This window comes from Enterobacter cloacae complex sp. P24RS (genome assembly GCF_014982165.1).
GTDB lineage: Bacteria > Pseudomonadota > Gammaproteobacteria > Enterobacterales > Enterobacteriaceae > Enterobacter > Enterobacter quasihormaechei.
In genome coordinates, this window is the sequence record NZ_JADCKU010000019.1 from 65,403 (window position 1) to 84,830 (window position 19,428).

Here is a 19,428-nt window from a genome sequence, read left to right on the forward strand (position 1 = left end):
GCCCAGTCAGATAAAGCATTGCGGCAATCCTTGCCAAAACACGCACGGAAGTCGTGCGATAATAGGTGGCTGTCGGTAGCTATTACGATTAAACTAACCGCCTGCTAGTGTTTAGGGTATTTATCAGGAAGCAGGGAGAGTCTCAGTGATTCCCTGACTCTGAAAACAGTAGCCCAAATAGTCCTTTCATTCAACAACTTACTGGTAAACAAGAAGTTAGCCTCCGTGAATATAAACGTCGCAGACTTGTTAAATGGGAATTACATCCTGTTATTATTTGTGGTACTGGCACTGGGCCTTTGTCTGGGTAAATTGCGCCTGGGTTCAGTTCAACTTGGTAATTCCATTGGCGTTTTAGTCGTCTCGCTGTTATTAGGTCAGCAACATTTCAGTATTAACACGGACGCGCTTAACTTAGGTTTCATGCTGTTTATTTTTTGCGTAGGCGTGGAAGCCGGCCCGAACTTTTTTTCGATTTTCTTCCGTGACGGCAAAAATTATCTGATGCTGGCGCTGGTGATGGTCGGCAGTGCGCTGCTAATTGCGTTAGGGCTGGGCAAACTGTTTGGCTGGGACATCGGCTTAACGGCCGGTATGCTGGCCGGCTCGATGACCTCCACGCCGGTGCTTGTGGGTGCCGGGGATACGCTTCGTCATTCTGGCATGGCAGGCACGCCGCTTTCCGTCGCGCTGGACAACCTGAGCCTGGGCTATGCCCTGACCTATCTGATTGGTCTGGTAAGCCTGATTGTTGGCGCGCGCTATCTGCCGAAACTTCAGCATCAGGATCTCCAGACCAGCGCCCAGACCATTGCCCGCGAGCGCGGCCTGGACACGGACTCCAAACGTAAGGTTTACCTGCCGGTGATCCGCGCGTACCGGGTCGGCCCGGAGCTGGTTGCCTGGACCGACGGGAAAAACCTGCGCGAACTTGGGATCTACCGTCAGACCGGCTGCTACATCGAACGAATTCGTCGTAACGGTATTCTGGCTAACCCGGACGGTGACGCGGTGCTCCAGATGGGCGATGACATCGCCCTTGTCGGGTACCCGGACGCCCACGCGCGTCTCGATCCCAGCTTCCGCAACGGGAAAGAGGTGTTCGACCGCGACCTGCTGGACATGCGTATCGTCACCGAAGAGATTGTGGTGAAAAACCACAACGCCGTGGGCCGCCGTCTGGCACAGCTGAAGCTGACCGACCACGGCTGTTTCCTCAACCGCGTGATCCGCAGCCAGATTGAAATGCCTATCGACGATAACATTGTGCTCAACAAAGGCGACGTGTTGCAGGTCAGCGGCGATGCCCGACGTGTCAAAACCGTTGCCGATCGTATCGGCTTTATCTCCATTCACAGCCAGGTGACGGACCTGTTAGCGTTCTGCGCCTTCTTCATTGTCGGCCTGATGATTGGGATGATCACCTTCCAGTTCAGCAACTTTAGCTTCGGCATCGGTAACGCTGCCGGCCTTCTGTTCGCCGGGATCATGCTGGGCTTCCTGCGAGCGAACCATCCGACCTTCGGCTATATCCCTCAGGGGGCGCTGAACATGGTGAAAGAGTTCGGCCTGATGGTCTTTATGGCGGGTGTCGGCTTAAGCGCCGGGAGCGGCATTGGCAACGGCCTGGGCGCTGTCGGCTGGCAAATGTTGCTTTCCGGACTTGTCGTCAGCCTGGTGCCGGTGGTGATTTGCTTCCTGTTCGGTGCCTACGTGTTACGCATGAACCGCGCCCTGCTCTTCGGCGCGATGATGGGCGCGCGTACCTGCGCACCGGCGATGGAAATCATCAGCGACACCGCGCGCAGCAATATTCCGGCGCTGGGCTATGCAGGCACATACGCGATCGCAAACGTGCTGCTGACGCTGGCAGGTACGCTGATCGTCATTATCTGGCCTGGACTCGGATAAGTCTCAAGTTTGCGCGTGGCTGAAAAAATTTTCGTTACGCGCAGAACTTTTTACACAGGTCACAGTCATAACTATTGCCACTGCTTTTCTTTGATGTCCCCAATTTGTGGAGCCCATCAACCCCGCCGTTTTGGTTCAAGGTTGATGGGTTTTTTGTTGCCTGAGATTCATCCCCTTCCCAATCAGTTAGCTTATAACCCTACCTTTATGCCCATGGCGACAGCGTGGCGGCATCGCTGATCGTCTCATGCGGTTAAAATTTGCCTGGTCAATATCTTAAAACAACACCGATTGAGCGGAAACATGATCGGGTTTGACCTTCCATACAGGCAGCGGGCTTAAGCTGAAACGAATAAACTACCTGATGGCAGGAAAAGGAATGGAGTTTTTAAGCGCAGTAATGTCAATAACGCAGGTAACATCGGTCTCCCCATATACTTGTTTGAGCCCTGATAAAAAGGCGCAGTACATGCCAGACATCAAATCCGTCGCTAAAACGAAAGGCGGATATGTATGGCTATAAATGGAACAATGACGCTAAACGGTGCTGACTACGCCCCATTTAATTTATATGGGGTTGGCATCTTTATGGCGCATTCCGGTCAGGGAGCTTACCGTAATCAAGGAGCCTGCGGCGCAATACAAGGTGCAGGCCCAATTCCCCCAGGTAAATATTGGATTGTCGATCGAGGTTCAGGCGGTTTCTTATCTTCATTAAAGGCTCATGTTCAGGACCAGTGGAACAAAATAAGATCCGGTGCGGAATTTGGCCGTGATGAGTGGTTTGCTTTATATAGGGATGATTGGGGGATCGACGATGGAACATGGGTTGAACACGTCTATCGGGGGCTGTTTAGACTCCATCCGGGTACAGTGTCAGAAGGATGTATAACAATCGCTCATAAGTCCGATTATGCAGCGATTCATAGCGCTTTGATGAATACAGAGCTTATTCAAGTTCCGTGTATGCGTTCACTCATGGCTCGCGGTTGCATTGAGGTTATTGACAGTGGATATAGCTACACCTGCCCGTAAATGGGCCTCAAGGCTGCTAAAGGCCGTCTGGTTTGTTTTAATTAGCTTCCTGGTAGGTCGCACTCTGGGTCCTTCAACAGCTTACATTAATCATGACATTGCGACTGCTATTTGCGAATTCATCTATGATGATGTGAATGCGGAGACAATGTACGAAACATATATAAACGCCGATATTTTAATCCTGGTTACTCTCACAACGGTCTTCTATTTCTTAACAATGAAGTTATTTAACAAAAAAAGGAACAAATAACATGCCAATCCCTCCCTATATGTGGCTCAAAGACGACGGCGGCGCGGATATCAAAGGCTCAGTAGATGTCCAGGACCGCGAAGGAAGCATTGAGATAATCGGTTTAAGTCACGGTATCAATCTTCCGGTTAACAGCGCAAACGGAGCGATAACCGGTACACGTCAGCACTCTTCCATGAGGATCGAAAAAGAGGTGGATAGCTCTACCCCTTATCTTTATAAAGCAGCCGCCACCGGCCAGGCGCTGAAAAGCGCAGAAATAAAGTTTTATCATATTAACGATGCTGGTCAGGAGGTCTGCTATTACACCGTCTTTATGGAGAACGTGAAGGTGACCGGGGTTAACTGTAGCGTGCCTAACGTGAAAATCGCAGCCAACGATAAAATTAACCATGTGGAAAGCATCAGCTTGCAGTATGAGAAGATCACCTGGCGCATTGTTGATGGGAACATCCAGCACAGCGACGCCTGGAATGAACGCGCGACGGCGTAAAATAACTTCACTTCTTTAAGGGCATTTATTTGCCCTTATCCCCCTTCCCTCGCCCGCCATAAACATATATGATTTAGCGAATATGAATGAGATACCCTCAGGATGACCAAATGCTTCACCCCCTTCAGCTTTTCAAAACCCTCTCCGACGAAACGCGGCTCGCCATCGTCATGCTGCTGCGTGAAGCGGGGGAACTGTGCGTCTGCGATCTCTGCGCCGCCACCAACGAGCCACAGCCGAAAGTCTCCCGCCATATGGCACTGCTCCGCGAGGCCGGGCTGGTCATCGACCGACGTGAAGGGAAATGGGTCCATTACCGTTTATCTCCGAACATGCCCGCGTGGGCAGCGTCCATTATCGATAACAGCTGGAACTGCCTGCGTGAAGACACCCGCCTGAAGCTGAAGGGTAAAGTTCCGGGTGCATGCTAAGCAAAACATATTCACAAAATCAGATACAATGGAGTAAACAATGTTTCTGGCAGGAGCGATTTTTTTATTCACGCTGGTGCTGGTCATCTGGCAACCCAGAGGACTCAGCATCGGCTGGAGCGCGACCATTGGCGCCGCGCTGGCGCTGGCGAGCGGCGTTATTCATATTAACGATATTCCGGTGGTCTGGAATATCGTCTGGAACGCCACGGCCACGTTTATCGCGGTGATCGTTATCAGCCTGCTGCTGGATGAGTCCGGTTTTTTCGAGTGGGCGGCGCTGCACGTTGCTCGCTGGGGGAACGGTCGGGGGCGGTTGCTGTTTACCTGGATCGTGCTGCTGGGTGCGGCCGTTGCGGCGCTGTTCGCCAATGACGGTGCGGCGCTGATCCTCACGCCTATCGTTATCGCCATGCTGCTGGCACTCGGGTTTAGTCAACAAGCCACGCTGGCGTTTGTGATGGCGGCAGGCTTTATCGCCGATACCGCCAGCCTGCCGCTGATTGTCTCCAACCTGGTCAACATTGTGTCGGCAGACTTCTTCTCGCTGGGGTTCAGCGAATACGCCTCGGTGATGATCCCGGTTGATATCGCCGCGATTGCCGCAACGCTCATCGTGCTGCACCTGTTCTTTCGCAGGGAAATTCCTCCAACGTACGAACTGGCGAAACTCCGGGAGCCGGCACGGGCCATTAACGATCTGCCAACCTTCAGGACGGGCTGGATCGTGCTGCTGCTACTTCTCGTCGGATTCTTTGTGCTTGAGCCTCTCGGCATTCCCGTGAGCGCCATCGCGAGCGTGGGCGCGCTGATTTTGTTTGCCGTCGCAAAACGCGGGCACGCTATTAATACCGGAAAAGTGCTTCGCGGCGCACCGTGGCAGATCGTTATCTTCTCGCTGGGAATGTATCTGGTGGTGTATGGCCTGCGCAACGCCGGGCTGACGGAGCATCTCTCATACGTTCTGGATCGCTTAGCCGGTTATGGACTCTGGGCCACCACGCTGGGCACCGGATTCATCACCGCCTTGCTGTCATCCATAATGAACAATATGCCAACGGTACTGATTGGCGCGCTCTCAATTGATGGCAGTTCGGCAACAGGTTTGATAAAAGAGGCGATGATTTACGCGAACGTGATTGGCTGCGATCTGGGGCCGAAAATCACCCCCATCGGTAGCCTGGCCACCCTGCTCTGGCTGCATGTACTGGCGCAGAAAAACATGATCGTTTCCTGGGGCTACTATTTCCGGACGGGCTTGATAATGACGCTGCCGGTCCTGTTTGTAACGCTTGCCGCGCTGGCGTTACGTCTCTCCGTTACACTGTAGTGAGTACCTGATATGAGCAACATTACCATTTACCACAACCCCGCCTGCGGCACGTCGCGCAATACGCTGGAGATGATCCGCAACAGCGGCACCGAACCCGAGATTATTTTGTATCTGGAGACGCCGCCGTCTCGCGACGAACTGGTGAAGCTGCTGGCTGAGATGGGCATTTCACCCCGCGATCTGCTGCGAAAAAACGTGGAGCCTTACGAAAACCTTGGCCTGGCGGAAGACAGGTTTAGCGACAGCCAGCTTGTTGACTACATGCTGCACTATCCGATTCTGATCAATCGCCCGATTGTCGTTACTCCGCTGGGGACGAGGCTGTGTCGTCCGTCGGAGCGCGTACTGGATATTCTGCCCGACGCACAAAAAGGGGCGTTCACCAAAGAGGATGGCGAAGCGGTTGTAGACGCTTCCGGCAAAAAAATACAGGGACGATAACGTCGCGGTTGCCCTGTGGTTAATCGCAGGGCACCTGCTCCTGCGCGATGCGTCCCACCATCGCCCGGATTTCCTCCCGGGTTAGCGGCGCGCGGTCGGTCACGAAGTGCAGCGTCATCCCTTCGATGAATGCATCCAGCGCGCGGGCGGTCGCCGGATCGAACCACTGTTCAAGCGTGGTCTGGCTCATCTTCATCCAGTCCTGCATGACCGTTTTCAGCGCGGCGCTGCGGTGCATAAAGGCGTACAGCTGATACATCAGCGCCATATTGTGTGGCGTGGTCACGGCTGAGCTGTGGATCAGCGTGGTAATGGCCTCGCATGCCCTCTCCCGCCCGGTAACGCCCGCGAAGAAATCCCGGTACTGCCGGGACATCTGCTGCGTAAACCACGTGAATGCCTCTTCCAGCAGCGACTCCATGCCGTCGAAATAGTAGGTCATCGACCCCAGCGGTACGCCTGCGCAGGTGGCAATCTTGCGGTGCGTGACGGCATGAATACCGTGCTCTGCAATAGTGTCCAGCGTCGCCTGAAGTATCTTCTCCCGACGGTTAGGGTCGTTCGGTGGTCTGCTCATAAATTCCTCATCCGGTTTGTGTACAAATGTACACAAAGTTGCTAGTGTTGTCGCTATTGTTGTTCTTCTGGTGCTGATCCCAATGACGTTATCTTCTCCCCGCAAAGCCCTGCATCTGCGCATGTGGGCGCTGTTTATGTTCTTCTTCATACCCGGGCTACTGATGGCCTCCTGGGCGACGCGCACCCCGGCCATCCGCGATACGCTATCCGTCTCGACGGCAGAGATGGGGATTGTGCTGTTTGGCCTGTCGATTGGCTCGATGAGCGGCATCCTGTGCTCGGCCTGGCTGGTGAAGCGCTTTGGCACCCGTACGGTGATCCGCACGACCATGTGCTTCGCCGTGGTCGGAATGGTCGCGCTGAGCGTGGCGCTGTGGTTTGCCTCGCCCCTGATGTTCGCCCTCGGGCTGATGGTGTTCGGCGGGAGCTTTGGTGCGGCAGAAGTCGCCATTAACGTTGAAGGCGCCGCCGTCGAGAAGGAGATGAACAAAACGGTGCTGCCGATGATGCATGGCTTTTACAGCCTCGGCACGCTGGCGGGCGCGGGCGTGGGGATGGCGCTGACGGCGCTGGGCATTGCGGCTAACGTGCATATTTTGCTGGCGGCGCTGGTCTGCATTATCCCTATCCTCACCGGCATCAGGGCTATCCCCGCCGGTACGGGACAAAACGCCTCGGATGAACAGAAGTCTGCGGCAAAAGGGTTGCCCTTCTACCGTGACTTCCAGCTAATGCTGATTGGCGTGGTCGTGCTGGCGATGGCGTTTGCTGAAGGCTCCGCCAACGACTGGCTGCCGCTGCTGATGGTGGACGGACACGGCTTTAGCCCCACCTCCGGCTCGCTGATCTACGCCGGGTTTACGCTCGGCATGACCGTCGGGCGCTTCACCGGCGGCTGGTTTATCGACCGCTACAGCCGCGTGGCGGTGGTGCGTGCCAGCGCTCTGCTGGGCGGGCTGGGCATCGCGATGATCATCTTTGTGGATGTTGACTGGATTGCCGGCGTGTCGGTGATCCTGTGGGGACTTGGCGCCTCCCTTGGCTTCCCGCTGACCATTTCTGCTGCCAGCGATACCGGCCCGGATGCGCCGACGCGCGTGAGCGTGGTGGCAACCACCGGCTACCTCGCCTTCCTGGTGGGGCCGCCGCTGCTTGGGTTCCTCGGTGAGCACTACGGATTACGCAGCGCGATGCTGGTGGTATTAGGGTTAGTTATTATTGCCGCACTGGTGGCGCGTGCGGTGGCAAAACCGGAAGCAGAAACAACGTCAATGGAGAAGGGATATGAGCGTTAAACTGATTGCAGTCGACATGGATGGCTCCTTCCTGAGCGATGCGAAAACCTATAATCGTGCGCGTTTTCTGGCGCAGTACGCGCGCATGAAAGAGCAAGGCATCCGTTTTGTGGTTGCCAGCGGAAACCAGTACTACCAGCTGATCTCGTTTTTCCCCGAGATCGCCCATGAAATCGCATTCGTGGCCGAAAACGGCGGCTGGGTGGTGGATGCCGGCGAAGACGTGTTCAACGGCGAACTGTCGAAAGCGCACTTCCTGACCGTCGCCACCCTGCTGAATGAGGTGCCCGGCATTGAAATTATCGCCTGCGGTAAAAACAGCGCCTACACGCTGCAAACCTATGACGACCTCTTCAAAGCGGTCGCCGCGAAGTACTATCACCGCCTTGAAAGCGTCAGCAGCTTTGACCATCTCAACGATATCTTCTTCAAGTTCGGGCTTAACGTCTCTGATGAAGAGATCCCGCGTATTCAGGCGCTGCTGCACGAAAAGCTCGGCGACATCATGGTGCCGGTGACCACCGGACACGGCAGTATCGACCTGATCATCCCCGGCGTGCATAAAGCTAACGGCCTGCGGATCCTTCAGGCGCGCTGGGGCATTGAAGACAGCGAAGTGGTGGCCTTTGGCGACAGCGGTAACGACGTGGAGATGTTGCGCCAGGCAGGGTATGGCTTCGCGATGGCGAATGCCAAACCGCACATTAAGGCGGTGGCCCGCTATGAAGCGCCGAACAATAATGACGAAGGCGTACTGGACGTGATTGATAAGGTGCTGGATGGGAAGGCGCCGTTTAATTGATTCCTTGCGCTCCACAGGGAGAGGGAGAACACCCAGCCCGTAGGCCCGGTAAGCGCAGCGCCACCGGGCAAAATTTACTGCGGCCTGATGCCCTCACCCCGCAGAGAGAGGGAATAAGGATTACGGTTGCAGTGCGCTTCCGACGCGTTTGTCCTTCAGGAACACCACCATCAGCCCTACCCACAGCACGCCGTTGGCGAGGTTAAACAGGCTGAAGAGCCCGTTGCCGCCAAACGCGTAAGCATGCTTGCTCACCTCAATACCGACGGTAAAAATCAGCATTTGCAGCATCCCCATCGCGGCGGATACCGTGCCTTTACTCATTTCGCTGGCAAACAGCGTGAGGCGCACCAGACCGGCATTCGCCACGCCAATACCAAACGCGTAAACACTCAGCCCCGCGGTCATCCACAGGTACGCATGCGACGAGGCAACGGTCGCTACCGCCGCAACGATCAGCCCTGCCGCAATCGGCCAGCCGCCCATAATTATCAGTGAACGCACGGTACGGCGCGCCGTCAGACGCGCCAGCACCAGGTTTCCGATAATCAGCGCGCCAAAAATCGGTACCTGTAACAGGCCATACTCATAGCTGCTAAGCTGCTCGCCGCTGATGATAATGACCGGCGACTGGGCGATCCACGCCAGCAGCGGCAGGCTGACAAACCCCGTCGCCAGCGCGCCTGAGACAAAACGACCGTTTTTCAGCACCGCGTTATAATCACGGCCCAGCTCTTTAAGCGAGAGCTTTTCTCCCAGACGCGTCGCGGTCTCCGGCATCGCGCGGTGCAGGCCAAAGAAAGAGATAGCCGCAAGCAGGGCAAAGAGGACGAACATCCCTTCCCACGGCGCAACGTGCACCCATGCGGCCCCCACCAGCGGCCCCAGCAGCGGTGCAATCAGCGCCACGTTCGCCATCAGCGCGGTGATCTTGATACACACCGCCTCCTCAAACGACTCCTGAATGGCGGCATAGCCCACGGCGCCGATAAAGCACAGGCTCACGCCCTGAAGGAAGCGCAGCAGCGTAAACTGCTCAATGTTCTGCGCCAGCAGCGTGGCGAGACAGGTGACGATAAACCACACCACGCCCGTCAGCATCACCGGACGGCGGCCAATACGATCCGACAGCGGCCCTAACAGCCACTGTAAAAACATGCCGCCCGCGAGATAGGCGGTCATGGATGTTGGCACCCACTCAATACCTGCGTTGTACTGCTCAACCACGGCCAGCATGCCCGGCTGGATCATATCGTTGCCGATGTAGGTAGAGAATTCGTAAAGCACCAGACACAGAGGAAAAAGTAACGCCTGACGGCCCAGACGATTACCGGAAGAAGAACGGTTTATCATGCAATCTCTTTAGTATGAAAAAATCGCGATGAGTGTAATGAATTGCTGCTGTCTGAGATAGCACAATAACGTGAGAAAACAGAAATAACGCACTTATCGTTGTTGTTTAAGGTTTACTTAAGTTGCCCTCGTTAAGATAGCGCTATTTCACGTTATTGACCGAAATTATGACACACGCCGTCAGCCCTTCAGAATTATCTACCTTACCGATAAATAAGACAAAACGCCTTTACCGGTTGCCCGCCCGCTTTTATGGTTATCAACTTTTCGTGCTGATCGCCCTCGCGGTGCTTTTTACCTGGCTTTCTCGCGATGAATCGCTCGACCGATGGCTAACCGGCTTCTGGTATGACGCTGCGACGCACCATTTTCCGCTACAGCAAAATCCGCTGCTGGATCTGCTGAACCATCGACTGGCGAAATATATGGCCATTGCCCTGGCCGTCATCGCGCTGGTTTACGGGGCTTACAGACGCAATGCCCGGCTGGTGACGGCCGCGCTTCTGATGGGTCTGGGTGCGCTCGTTGTAGGAGCCCTGAAAAGCATGAGCCACCACAGCTGTCCGTGGGATCTGGTGGAGTATGGCGGCAAAGCCGTCTCATATCCCCTGTTCAGCGCCATTCCGGCCGACAGCGGACCGGGACGCTGCTTTCCCGGCGGCCACGCCTCGAGCGGGTTTATGGTCATGGGGCTGTTTTTTGCCTTCTGGCGTGAACGTCCGCGCCTGGCCTGGACCTTTGTCGCGTTGGGGGCCGCTCTGGGGCTGCTGATGGGCTTCGGGCAGGTCATGCGCGGCGCGCATTTTTTCTCTCACAACCTGTGGGCCGGGTGGTGGGTCTGGTTTTCCCAGGTGCTGGTTTACGGGCTGGTTTCTACCTGGTTTGCTAAAGAGTAACGATACGATGCTAGAGAATCTGAACTACGGACTGTTTTACCTGCTCAACGCCACGCCAGCGTCGCCGGAATGGATGATTGATCTCGCCACCTTCATTGCTAAGGATTTGATCAGCATCGTGCCGGCGCTGGCCGCGATCCTCTGGCTATGGGGCCCGCGCAAACAGGTCACCGCCCAGCGCCACCTGGTAATTAAAATGGCGATGGCCATCGGCGTCAGCGTGCTGGCAAGCTATGTGCTGGGGCTCGCCTTCCCGCACGATCGTCCTTTTGTCGAGCACGTCGGCTATAACTTCCTGCACCACGCGCCGGATGACTCGTTCCCGAGCGATCACGGCACGGTGATCTTCACCTTCGCGCTGGCCTTCCTGTTCTGGCATCGCCTGTGGTCCGGCGTGGTGCTGATGGGGGTCGCCGTCGCCATCGCCTGGTCCCGCGTCTATCTGGGCGTGCACTGGCCGCTGGACATGGTAGGCGGATTCCTGGTGGGGCTGATGGGCTGCGTCAGCGCAGCCATTATGTGGAGCCTCTTTGGTCCGGCCCTTTACCGGGGATTATCGCAGGCCTATCGCGTTCTGTTTGCCCTCCCGATCCGCAAAGGATGGATACGTGACTAACCCCGGTCCGTCAGGTTACACTTGAGCCCCCGCCCTGCGGGGGCTCACTTTTTTAGCCCGAGGATCTATGGAAACACGTCGCGATGACCGCATTGCTCAGCTGCTTCAGGCGCTGAAGCGCAGCGACAAGCTGCATCTCAAGGAAGCCGCTACCCTGCTTGGCGTGTCTGAAATGACCATTCGTCGCGATCTGAACAGCGACAGCGCCCCCGTTGTGCTGCTTGGCGGGTACATTGTCCTGGAGCCGCGCAGCGCCAGCCATTACCTGTTAAGCGATCAAAAAACGCGTCTGGTGGAAGAGAAGCGCAAAGCCGCGCGGCTCGCCGCCTCGCTGGTGCAGCCGCATCAAACGCTGTTTTTTGACTGCGGGACGACAACGCCGTGGATCATCGAGGCCATCGACAGCAGCGTTCCCTTTACCGCCGTCTGTTATTCCCTGAATACCTTTCTGGCCTTGCAGGAAAAACCGGCGTGCCGGGTGATTTTGTGTGGCGGTGAGTTTCATGCCAGCAATGCCATCTTTAAGCCGCTGAATATTCAGGACACGCTGAGCAATGTATGCCCGGACATCGCCTTCTATTCTGCGGCGGGCGTGAACGTGCAGCAGGGCGCAACCTGCTTTAATCTGGAAGAGTTACCGGTGAAACACTGGGCGCTCAACGCCGCGCAGCAGCATGTGCTGGTGGTTGATCACAGTAAGTTTGGCAAGGTCCGTCCGGCAAGGATGGGAGAACTGTCGCGCTTTGACGCCATCGTCAGCGATTGCCGCCCGGATGAAGAGCTGGTGTCGTATGCAAAGGCGCAGCAGGTGAAGTTGATGTATTGAGGTTGTGCCGGGTGGCGCAGCGCCACCCGGCAAAAACTTAGCTAAACCAGCTGCCAAACCAGCCGTGGAATTTCATCAGCACAAAGTCCCACATCCGGCTAAAGAAGCCGCCCTCTTCTACCGCTTCCATTACCACCAGCGGACGCTGCTCAATGGATTTACCGTTAAGCTGAAAATCAATCGTCCCGACCACCTGGCCTTTTTTCAGCGGCGCGGTGAGCTGTGGCTCGGTCAGGGTATAGCTGGCTTTCAGGTTTTTCAGCTGACCGCGTGGAATGGTCACGGAACCGGCTTCACCCGCGCCCAGGTTCACTTCACTTTTATCCCCGAACCAGACGCGCTGGCTCACGAAGGTGGCATCCGGCTTAATCGGCGTGACGGTTTCAAAGAAGCGGAAACCCCAGGTCAGCAGTTTTTCTGATTCGTTAAACCGAATGCGGTCGGTTTTCGTCCCCAGCACCACCGAGATCAGGCGCATGTCGCCCTGGGTTGCGGAAGCCACCAGGTTATAGCCCGCGCCTGCGGTTGTCCCGGTTTTCATGCCGTCCACGTTAACGTTGCTGCTCCACAGCAGACGGTTACGGTTAGGCTGGCGGATATTGTTGAAGGTGAACTCTTTCTCTTTATGGATGGCGTACTCATCCGGCACGTCGTGGATCAACGCCTTGCCCAGCAGCGCCATATCACGCGCGGTGCTGAACTGACCCGGCGCATCCAGGCCGTGAACGGTTTTAAAGGTGGTGTTGGTCAGGCCCAGCTTTTGCGCGTAGCCATTCATCAAACCAATGAAAGAGTCCTGACTGCCCGCCACGTAATCGGCCAGCGCGATGCAGGCGTCATTTCCTGACTGAATAATTATCCCTTTATTCAGATCGGAAACGGAAACCTGATCGCCAGGCTTCAGGAACATAACGGACGAGCCGCGCAGCGCCGGGTTACCGGTCGCCCAGGCATCTTTCCCGACGGTGACCATGTCGTCCAGCTTGATTTTGCCCGCTTTAATCGCCTGACCTACCACATAGCTGGTCATAATTTTCGTCAGGCTCGCCGGGTCAAGTTTTTCGTCGGCGTTACCTTCCGCCAGCACTTTCCCGCTGGCGTAATCCATCAGGATCCAGGCGCGCGCATCGACAGGCGGCGCTTCGGGCGCCGTCTGTTCCGCCGCGTGGAGCGTTGGGGCAAAAAGGAAAAGCAGCGCCGAGCCTGCCGCCAGGCTGCGCAGAGAGGAAGTTTTTTGCGTCATAAATGCCACCCGAGTGTCCATTCTAAAAATCACGTCACAATCACCGTGTCGCAAGAAGCGATGAGTAATAGCGCACTACAGCGTTCAAAGAAACCTGTTTCAGGTAAAGTTTTTAAAGTTTATGCAATAACATTCAGATACGCTTTGATTGCGGCGATTTTTTTAGCATCTGTTGCGTAATTGTTAGGTTTATCTCACCATGGCGAAAAGCTGACTCGGATTCACATCTCATCGGGAGTAAATATGATTACGCTGTGGGGCAGGAACAATTCGACCAACGTGAAAAAAGTGCTGTGGACGCTGGAAGAGCTGGATTTACCGTTTAAGCAGGTTATGGCGGGCCTGGAGTTTGGCGTGAATAAAGACGCGGACTACCTGGCGATGAACCCAAACGGGCTGGTGCCGCTGCTGCGCGATGATGAGACAGACGCCACGCTGTGGGAGTCCAACACCATCGTGCGTTACCTCGCCGCGCAGTACGGCCAGGGTCGGCTATGGGTAGAAAATCCGGCCCAGCGCGCACAGGGCGAAAAATGGATGGACTGGGCAAACCAGACGCTTTCCCCAACGCACCGCGTGATCCTGATGGGGCTTATCCGCACGCCGGAAGCCGATCGTGATTATCCCGCCATTCATGCCGCCCAGGACGCCTGCGAATCGCTGTTTGCCATGATGGACGACGAGCTGGCGAAGCATACCTGGTTCTCCGGCGACGCGTTTGGCGTGGGCGATATCGCCGTCGCCCCCTTCGTCTGGAACCTGACCAATATGGGGCTTAGCTGGACCCCGCGCCCGCACCTTGAGCGCTGGATCCAGCAGCTGAGCGAGCGCCCTGCATATCGCAACGTGGTGATGATCCCGGTGACCTGATTACGTACCGGACGGGCTGACCTTCAACAGCTGCCCGTCCGACTCGTCGGTCAGCACATACAGATAGCCATCCGGCCCGACGCGCACGTCGCGGATACGCTGATTTTTATCGCCAAGAATGCGCCCGTCCTCCGTCACGGTGTTGCCCTCCACGTTCAGGACGATGACGTCTTTCTCCTTCAGCGCACCAATAAACAGCTTGTTTTTCCACTGCGGGAAGACGTCGCTATTGTAGAACGCCATGCCGCTGACGGCGGGCGACACTTTCCAGACAAACAGCGGCTTTTCGGTGCCTTCAACATGCTCGCCTTTCGCTTCCGGGATTTTCAGGCCGCTATAGTTGATCCCGTGCGTCGCCAAAGGCCAGCCGTAGTTTTTACCTTTCTCAGGGATGTTGATTTCATCCCCGCCGCGAGGACCGTGTTCGTTAAGCCACAGCGTGTCGCTCCACGGGTTCATCGCCATCCCCTGCGGGTTACGAATGCCATAGGACCAGATTTCAGGGCGCGCACCGGCTGTATTCACAAACGGATTATCCGACGGCACTTTCCCGTCTTCGGTCAGGCGCACCACCTTGCCCTGAAGCTTATCCAGATCCTGCGCCGTCGGGCGCTGGTTGTTTTCACCCAGACCAATGAACAGATGGCCTTTGCCGTCAAACACCAGCCGTCCACCAAAGTGGTTGCCGGTAGAGAGCTTCGGCATCTGGCGGAACACTACCTGGAAGCCTTCGATGCGCGACAGGTCATCGCTCAGCCGCCCGTAGCCCACCGCGGTGCCCGCTTTTCCATCATTACCTGCCTCGGCGAAGCTTAGCCAGATCCGCCGTGACTGTTCAAAATCCGGGGCCAGCACCACGTCCAGCAATCCGCCCTAGCCGCTCGCCCAGACCTTCGGCACGCCAACAATCGGATCGGAGAGCCCTTTCCCTGCCTGCCAGTGCTTAAGCTGCCCGTCTTTTAGCGTGACCAGCAGCCCCTTATTGTCGGGCAGAAACGCCAGCGACCAGGGGTGATCCAGTTTTGTCTGTAAAACTTCCACTTTTACCGGCTCAGTGGCGGCAAGCAGCGAAACGGGAAAGAACAATGCAGGCAGGAAAATCAGCGAAGATCGAGGCATAACACGCTCCTTTGTCGGCTTATGGCTTAAAGATTAGCCACTTCGTCCGGGCGCGTTAGCACTTTTACAAAAGCTTAATCAAAAGGGGGAGTTTCCTCCCCCGGGTTCAATGGCGGGCAAGCGTTTCAGGCTTGTTCAGACACATGATGCAAAGAGAGAGCGTGGTCAGGCAGTTTTCAAGCTTTTCCGCGTTAACGGCAATAAAATTCGGGCAGTCGTGACGTCCGTTCATCAAACAGACCCCGGCGATGGAGAGCACCTCGGCGGCGCGGCGCAGTGCCGCCAGCTCGCTTTCAACGTAATGCGCTTTCAGGACGGGTGCTTTTTCACGCATGAAATTGCAAAGTTCAAAGACGTTATCACGCAGATTTTCGCTTTCGCTGACTGACATATACCCTTTCGCCTTGCGGAGTTGCAGGTAGGCGGCCAGGTCGATTCGGGCGTTGATCAGCTTGTTAAGCAGATCGCGTTTCAGTCTGTCAACGGACATGCTATTTCCTCCTCTGTCAGCCTTGTTACCCTGTTAAGAATAAGGTCATTTTTTGTACAGTGTAATGCCTGAGATCAATAAACGATAACTAGTTAACATTCTTTACAATGTTACAACGATTGCCCGACTCAACTGCGCCATCAAGAGTGTATAAATCCCCCGCGATACGCTGTAAAATCCCGCCCTGATAACTCCATAATTGATGAATTTTTAACCTATGAGCAATGTTACGCACCCGCCGAAAATCGGCTTTGTCTCCCTGGGCTGCCCGAAGAACCTGGTGGATTCCGAACGCATCCTGACTGAACTGCGCACCGAAGGCTATGACGTGGTGCCAAGCTACGACAACGCCGACATGGTGATCGTGAACACCTGCGGGTTTATCGACAGCGCGGTCCAGGAGTCACTGGAAGCCATTGGTGAAGCCCTGACGGAAAACGGCAAAGTCATCGTAACCGGCTGCCTGGGCGCGAAAGTGGATCAGATCCGCGAAGTGCACCCGAAAGTGCTGGAGATCACCGGCCCGCACAGCTACGAGCAGGTGCTGGAACATGTTCATCACTACGTACCAAAGCCAAAGCACAACCCGTTCCTGAGCCTGGTGCCGGAACAGGGCGTGAAGCTGACGCCGCGCCACTACGCCTACCTGAAAATTTCCGAAGGCTGCAACCACCGCTGCACCTTCTGCATTATCCCGTCGATGCGTGGCGATCTGGTGAGCCGTCCGATTGGCGAGGTGCTGGCCGAAGCCAAACGCCTGGCCGACGCGGGCGTGAAGGAGCTGCTGGTCATCTCCCAGGATACCTCCGCCTACGGCGTGGACGTCAAACACCGCTCCGGTTTCCACAACGGCGAGCCGGTGAAAACCAGCATGGTTGGCCTGTGCGAGCAGCTGGCTAAGCTCGGCATCTGGACGCGTCTGCACTACGTCTACCCTTACCCACACGTTGACGACGTGATCCCGCTGATGGCGGAAGGCAAAATCCTGCCGTATCTGGATATCCCGCTACAGCACGCCAGCCCGCGCATTCTGAAGCTGATGAAGCGTCCTGGCTCCGTTGACCGCCAGCTGGCGCGCATCAAGCAGTGGCGTGAGATCTGCCCGGATCTGACCCTGCGTTCTACCTTTATTGTCGGCTTCCCGGGTGAAACCGAAGACGATTTCCAGATGCTGCTCGACTTCCTGAAGGAAGCGCGTCTGGACCGCGTGGGCTGCTTCAAGTACAGCCCGGTTGAAGGCGCAACGGCCAACGAGCTGGCGGACCAGGTACCGGAAGAGGTCAAAGAAGAGCGCTGGAACCGCTTTATGCAACTGCAACAGCAGATCTCTGCTGAACGCTTGCAGGAGAAAGTGGGCCGCGAAATTCTGGTCATTATCGACGAAGTGGACGAAGAAGGCGCGATTGGCCGCAGCATGGCGGATGCGCCTGAAATCGACGGCGCGGTGTATCTGAACGGTGAAACCAACGTCAAGCCGGGCGATATTATTCGCGTGAAGGTTGAGAACGCGGACGAGTATGATTTGTGGGGTAGCCGGGTTTAATTTCCCCACACCTCTTTTGCAGGCCGGGTAAGGCGTAGCCGCCACCCGGCACATTCCACAGCACTACCCCTTAATCCTCGGATCCAGCGCGTCGCGCAACCCATCGCCCAGCAGGTTAAACGCCAGCACGGTCAGGAAAATGGCCAGACTCGGGAAGATCGCCACGTGCGGCGCAATCACCATATCGGCCCGCGCCTCGTTCAGCATCGCGCCCCACTCCGGCGTCGGCGGCTGCGCGCCTAACCCCAGAAACGACAGGCTGGCCGCCGAGATAATCGACACGCCGATGCGCATGGTGAAATAGACCACGATGGACGATACCGTGCCCGGCAGTATATGGCTGAAGAGGATGGTAGCATCGCTGGCCCCCATGCTGCGCGCCGACTCGATAAAAGTCTGCTGCTTAAGCACCAGCGTATTGCCACGCACCAGGCGAGCGAAAGCGGGAATCGAGAATACCGCCACGGCAATGATAACGTTCGCCATGCCGCTGCCCATGACCGCCACCACGGCAATCGCCAGCAAAATACCGGGAAAGGCAAACAGCACGTCGCAGATGCGCATGATGATGCGGTCCCACCAGCCTTCGTAGTACCCGGCCACCAGCCCCAGCACGGTGCCAATCGCGGCGCCTATCAGCACCGCGAAGACCCCGGCCGCCAGCGAGATCTGCGCCCCGACCAGCACGCGGCTGAAAATATCGCGCCCGAGCGAGTCCACACCAAACCAGTGCATCATCGACGGACCATCGTTCAGACGGTCGTAGTCGAAGTAGTTTTCCGCATCAAACGGGGCTATCCAGGGGGCGACGATCGCCACCAGGATCAGCAATAACACAAACAATCCGGCAACCATCGCAACGGGCTGACGACGGAATCGCCGCCAGAACTCCCCCCACGGCGTACGAATATGATCCGGTCTGATCCCCGGCATAGCGTTAAAAATGGCCTGGCGACGCCAGTTCAGTAATCGCATCTTACTTATACCTGATGGCCGGGTTAATGGCGGCGTAGAGCACATCCACCACTAAGTTGATAAGAATAAACTCCAGCGAGAAAAGCAGGACTTCAGCCTGAATCACCGGATAGTCGCGCATATCGACCGAGTCGACCAGCAGGCGCCCCAGCCCCGGCCAGTTGAAGACCTTCTCAACCACGATAGAGCCGCCCAGCAGAAAGCCGAACTGTAGCCCCATCATCGTCACCACCGGGATCATCGCGTTACGAAAACCGTGCTTCAGAATGACCCATTTCTCGCTGACCCCTTTTGCCCGCGCGGTGCGAATGTAATCTTCGCTCAGCACGTCCACAAACGAGGCGCGGGTAAACCGGGCCATGACCGCCGCAACGGCTGCGCCAAGCGTCATGGAGGGTAAAATGTAGTGCTTCCAGGTGTCGGCCCCAACGGTCGGCAGCCAGCCCAGCTCAACGGAGAAAATCTGCATCAGCAGCATGCCCAACGCAAACGCCGGGAAAGAGATGCCGGTGACCGCCAGCGCCATACCGAGCTTATCCGGCCAGCGGTTGCGCCAGACGGCGGCGATAATCCCGGCGCCCAGGCCAAATATCACCGCCCACCCCATGCTGGCGAGGGTGAGCCAGAACGTCGGCATAAAGCGGCTGGCTATCTCTTCCGACACCGGACGACGCGACACCATTGAGATGCCAAAGTCGCCTTGCAGGACATTGCCCATGTAGCGCAGAAATTGCCTGTACAGCGGCTGGTCAAGACCCAGCTGTTTACGCACCAGTTCGATAACCGTGGCATCCGCTTCCGGTCCGGCAATCAAGCGCGCCGGATCGCCGGGCAGCATGTGGACAAACAAAAACACCAGCACGGCCACAATCAGCAGCGTCGGGATAAGCCCCAGCAGGCGTTTACAAACATAATTCAGCATGA

At 56.4% G+C, this 19,428-nt stretch carries 19 protein-coding genes and 1 pseudogene; 13 read left to right on the forward strand and 7 right to left on the reverse strand.

Annotated elements, in window-relative coordinates; all coding sequences use genetic code 11:
• Window positions 1-225 precede the first annotated feature (225 nt).
• The 6 genes from INF58_RS18180 to arsC all read left to right on the forward strand — a co-directional run bounded on the left by INF58_RS18180 (window position 226) and on the right by arsC (window position 5,897).
• On the forward strand, window positions 226-1,911 hold the full coding sequence (locus tag INF58_RS18180) for an aspartate:alanine antiporter (protein WP_063866223.1): 1,686 nt from the start codon (window positions 226-228) through the stop codon (window positions 1,909-1,911).
• Window positions 1,912-2,424: 513 nt separating this feature from the next.
• Entirely contained in the window at window positions 2,425-2,946 is a 522-nt protein-coding gene (locus INF58_RS18185; protein WP_193528247.1) for a DUF2778 domain-containing protein, read from the forward strand.
• A gap of 254 nt (window positions 2,947-3,200) precedes the next feature.
• Window positions 3,201-3,692, forward strand: coding sequence for a type VI secretion system tube protein TssD (locus tag INF58_RS18190; RefSeq protein ID WP_063866221.1), 492 nt, complete (start codon window positions 3,201-3,203; stop codon window positions 3,690-3,692).
• A gap of 110 nt (window positions 3,693-3,802) precedes the next feature.
• Entirely contained in the window at window positions 3,803-4,123 is a 321-nt protein-coding gene (locus tag INF58_RS18195) for a metalloregulator ArsR/SmtB family transcription factor (protein WP_193032582.1), read from the forward strand.
• Between the two features lie 40 nt (window positions 4,124-4,163).
• The gene (locus INF58_RS18200; RefSeq protein ID WP_193528248.1) at window positions 4,164-5,453 is read left to right on the forward strand and encodes an arsenic transporter; all 1,290 of its coding nucleotides are present in this window, start codon (window positions 4,164-4,166) and stop codon (window positions 5,451-5,453) included.
• Window positions 5,454-5,465: 12 nt separating this feature from the next.
• Window positions 5,466-5,897, forward strand: a complete 432-nt coding sequence (gene arsC, locus INF58_RS18205) for a glutaredoxin-dependent arsenate reductase (protein WP_063866218.1) — start codon at window positions 5,466-5,468, stop codon at window positions 5,895-5,897.
• Window positions 5,898-5,916: 19 nt separating this feature from the next.
• Here arsC and INF58_RS18210 read toward each other — a convergent pair whose 3' ends face one another.
• Window positions 5,917-6,474, reverse strand: coding sequence for a TetR/AcrR family transcriptional regulator (locus INF58_RS18210; RefSeq protein WP_131636246.1), 558 nt, complete (start codon window positions 6,472-6,474; stop codon window positions 5,917-5,919).
• 82 nt (window positions 6,475-6,556) lie between these two features.
• Between INF58_RS18210 and INF58_RS18215 the strand changes: the two genes are divergently transcribed.
• Both INF58_RS18215 and INF58_RS18220 read left to right on the forward strand, forming a co-directional pair.
• Entirely contained in the window at window positions 6,557-7,771 is a 1,215-nt protein-coding gene (locus INF58_RS18215) for an MFS transporter (RefSeq protein ID WP_063866215.1), read from the forward strand.
• Window positions 7,761-8,573, forward strand: a complete 813-nt coding sequence (locus INF58_RS18220) for a Cof-type HAD-IIB family hydrolase (RefSeq protein WP_112792539.1) — start codon at window positions 7,761-7,763, stop codon at window positions 8,571-8,573. Before INF58_RS18215 ends, INF58_RS18220 begins: the two co-directional genes overlap by 11 nt.
• Before the next feature lie 120 nt (window positions 8,574-8,693).
• Here the strand turns inward: INF58_RS18220 and INF58_RS18225 are convergent, their stop codons facing one another.
• Entirely contained in the window at window positions 8,694-9,926 is a 1,233-nt protein-coding gene (locus INF58_RS18225; protein ID WP_193528249.1) for an MFS transporter, read from the reverse strand.
• Between the two features lie 167 nt (window positions 9,927-10,093).
• Here INF58_RS18225 and INF58_RS18230 point away from each other — a divergent pair, with 167 nt between their 5' ends.
• The 3 genes from INF58_RS18230 to deoR all read left to right on the forward strand — a co-directional run bounded on the left by INF58_RS18230 (window position 10,094) and on the right by deoR (window position 12,264).
• Window positions 10,094-10,822 (forward strand): phosphatase PAP2 family protein, encoded by a 729-nt coding sequence (locus INF58_RS18230; RefSeq protein WP_063866212.1) that lies wholly within the window; start codon window positions 10,094-10,096, stop codon window positions 10,820-10,822.
• A 7-nt stretch (window positions 10,823-10,829) separates the two neighbouring features.
• Entirely contained in the window at window positions 10,830-11,438 is a 609-nt protein-coding gene (ybjG, locus tag INF58_RS18235) for an undecaprenyl-diphosphate phosphatase (protein WP_063866210.1), read from the forward strand.
• Between the two features lie 67 nt (window positions 11,439-11,505).
• On the forward strand, window positions 11,506-12,264 hold the full coding sequence (gene deoR, locus INF58_RS18240) for a DNA-binding transcriptional repressor DeoR (RefSeq protein ID WP_063449246.1): 759 nt from the start codon (window positions 11,506-11,508) through the stop codon (window positions 12,262-12,264).
• 37 nt (window positions 12,265-12,301) lie between these two features.
• On the opposite strand, the gene dacC is transcribed toward deoR, so the two are convergent.
• Entirely contained in the window at window positions 12,302-13,507 is a 1,206-nt protein-coding gene (dacC, locus tag INF58_RS18245) for a serine-type D-Ala-D-Ala carboxypeptidase (protein ID WP_063866509.1), read from the reverse strand.
• A gap of 243 nt (window positions 13,508-13,750) precedes the next feature.
• On the opposite strand from dacC, the gene INF58_RS18250 reads away from it, so the two are divergent.
• On the forward strand, window positions 13,751-14,377 hold the full coding sequence (locus tag INF58_RS18250; RefSeq protein WP_107535001.1) for a glutathione S-transferase family protein: 627 nt from the start codon (window positions 13,751-13,753) through the stop codon (window positions 14,375-14,377).
• On the opposite strand, the pseudogene INF58_RS18255 reads toward INF58_RS18250, so the two are convergent.
• Window positions 14,378-15,496, reverse strand: a pseudogene (locus tag INF58_RS18255) (PQQ-dependent sugar dehydrogenase).
• Window positions 15,497-15,602: 106 nt separating this feature from the next.
• Entirely contained in the window at window positions 15,603-15,986 is a 384-nt protein-coding gene (gene bssR, locus INF58_RS18260) for a biofilm formation regulator BssR (RefSeq protein WP_063866207.1), read from the reverse strand.
• A gap of 217 nt (window positions 15,987-16,203) precedes the next feature.
• On the opposite strand from bssR, the gene rimO reads away from it, so the two are divergent.
• Window positions 16,204-17,529 (forward strand): 30S ribosomal protein S12 methylthiotransferase RimO, encoded by a 1,326-nt coding sequence (rimO, locus tag INF58_RS18265; protein ID WP_063449250.1) that lies wholly within the window; start codon window positions 16,204-16,206, stop codon window positions 17,527-17,529.
• A gap of 63 nt (window positions 17,530-17,592) precedes the next feature.
• Here the strand turns inward: rimO and gsiD are convergent, their stop codons facing one another.
• Together gsiD and gsiC are read right to left on the reverse strand one after the other, a co-directional pair.
• Window positions 17,593-18,504, reverse strand: coding sequence for a glutathione ABC transporter permease GsiD (gsiD, locus tag INF58_RS18270; protein WP_063866206.1), 912 nt, complete (start codon window positions 18,502-18,504; stop codon window positions 17,593-17,595).
• A 1-nt stretch (window position 18,505) separates the two neighbouring features.
• Complete coding sequence (gene gsiC / locus INF58_RS18275) at window positions 18,506-19,426, reverse strand: glutathione ABC transporter permease GsiC (protein WP_063449252.1); 921 nt, start codon at window positions 19,424-19,426, stop codon at window positions 18,506-18,508.
• Window positions 19,427-19,428 lie beyond the last annotated feature (2 nt).